Origin of the sequence: Rhodobacter capsulatus (genome assembly GCF_005144475.1) — a bacterium.
GTDB lineage: Bacteria > Pseudomonadota > Alphaproteobacteria > Rhodobacterales > Rhodobacteraceae > Rhodobacter > Rhodobacter capsulatus_C.
This window is the reverse complement of sequence record NZ_SWJZ01000152.1, coordinates 1-968: the sequence shown is the minus strand read 5'-3', so window position 1 is coordinate 968 and position 968 is coordinate 1. Positions and strand designations below refer to the sequence as shown.

Below are 968 nucleotides of genomic sequence, written 5' to 3'. Positions count from 1 at the left end.
TAGCCGCCCGCCCAGCCGATGCCGGTCTGCCGGTCCAGCCCGGCGGTGGCGCACCAGTCCCGCGGCACGCCCAGAACCCCGCACCACGCATGATCGAGCCGCAGCCCGCGCGTCTGCGGCAGCATGCGGTAAAGGATCGTCTTCAGCTTTTCGATCGTCTCGGGCTGGGTCTGGCCGCGCAGATCGGTGCGCGAGCCGAAGCGGTACGGCACGCCCCGTCCCCCCATCGCGATCCGGCCCTCGCGGGTGCGCTGCGCGTAGCAATAGGCATGCGAGGCATCGGCCAGCAATTCCGCACCCTGCCAGCCGATCTCGTCCCACAGCGCCGCGGGCAGCGGTTCGGTCACCACGATGGCGCTGTTGAGCGGGATCCACTCGCGTTCATTGCCCGCGATGCCATGGGTAAAACCCTCGGTCGCCCGCACGATCCGATGCGCCGTGACGGTGCCGCGGTCGGTCGTCACCCGGCCCGGCGCGATGCGGGTGACGCAGGTCTGCTCGTAGATCCGCACGCCCTTGCGCTCGACCGCCGCGGCCAGCCCGCGCACGAGCTTGGCAGGCTGCACCCGCGCCACACCATGCGTCACCAGCGCGGCAAGCGCCCCCGGCACCCGGATCCGCGCCGCCGCCTCGGCGCCTTCGATCAGTTCGACCCGCTCCGGGCCGATGTCCCAGGCGCGTTCCTCGGCAAGGGTGTCGCGCAGCCGCTGCACCTGCGCGGGAGTGCAGGCATAGGTCAGGCAATCGGTCTCAAGGATGTCGGCCTCGATCCCCTCGGCGGCGCAGACGCGGATCACTTCGGCCACGGTTTCGCGCAGCTGCCGTTCAAAGGCGATCACCCCCGCGCGCGTGCCGGTGGCCAGATATTTCGCGCGGCTCCATGAAAAATCCCCCGAGCACCAGCCGCCATTGCGCCCCGAGGCCCCGAAACCGGCAAAGTCCTTTTCCACCACCGCAATCGACAGCCC

General features: G+C 70.5%; 1 protein-coding gene. It reads right to left on the bottom strand.

The features are described 5' to 3' along the window. Positions 1 to 968: NAD(P)/FAD-dependent oxidoreductase (locus tag FBT96_RS19980; RefSeq protein ID WP_136909767.1), on the bottom strand; the 968-nt coding region annotated here is incomplete at both ends.